The organism is Bradyrhizobium sp. PRIMUS42 (assembly GCF_023006515.1).
GTDB lineage: Bacteria > Pseudomonadota > Alphaproteobacteria > Rhizobiales > Xanthobacteraceae > Bradyrhizobium.
This window is the reverse complement of sequence record NZ_JALBGZ010001435.1, coordinates 1-645: the sequence shown is the minus strand read 5'-3', so window position 1 is coordinate 645 and position 645 is coordinate 1. Positions and strand designations below refer to the sequence as shown.

General features: G+C 65.6%; 1 protein-coding gene and 1 pseudogene. Both read left to right on the top strand.

Going from position 1 to position 645, the window contains the following annotated elements:
* Nucleotides 1-203: pseudogene (locus MOV75_RS40905) on the top strand (hypothetical protein); the annotation flags it as partial.
* 164 nt (nucleotides 204-367) lie between these two features.
* Nucleotides 368-645 (top strand): thermonuclease family protein (locus tag MOV75_RS40900; RefSeq protein WP_369010508.1); only part of this gene is annotated, 278 nt, incomplete at its 3' end.

The following is a 645-nucleotide window of genomic DNA, read 5'->3' as shown; positions in this document are numbered from 1 at the left end:
CCGACCCGCGCGCCTTCGCACCGGCGCTGAACGTGATCGTCGCCAACCTCGGCGAAGGCGGCCGCCGCGGCCCGTTCCGCGCCTATGAGTGGAACAAGATGAAGACGCCGACGCGGATCCTGGTCGGCGGGCCGGAGGTGACGTCGGCCTTCGTGCTGATGGGGCTGGCGGTGGCGCGCCGGCGAATGGTGAATGGCGAGTAGCGAATGGGGCTGATCACAGCTCTATTCGCCACTCCCTATTCGCAATTCGCCCGCTTCGATGACGGGAAGTTGAAAGCTCATTCGTTAGGCAAGCGCTGGCCGAGCGGACAAAAGCCGACCACAATTGCGCGGTCTATCGAGATTTTCATCACACGCGGACCGGCATGTTGCGAAAATTCCTGATTGCGCTGTCTTTGCTTGCCCTCCCGTCGATGGCGCACGCCGCCGACATCACCGGCACGGCAAAGGTCCGCGCCGGCGATGCCGTCGTGATCGGCAACACGCGCATCCGGCTCGGCGGCATCGACGCGCCCGCAGTCGACCAGCTCTGTCTCAACACCAAGGTCGAGCGCTGGACCTGCGGCGTCGCCGCGCGCGACGAGCTCGCCAAATACGCCGACGGCAAGAGCTGGGTCTGCCACACGAGGTCGATCGACCGGCG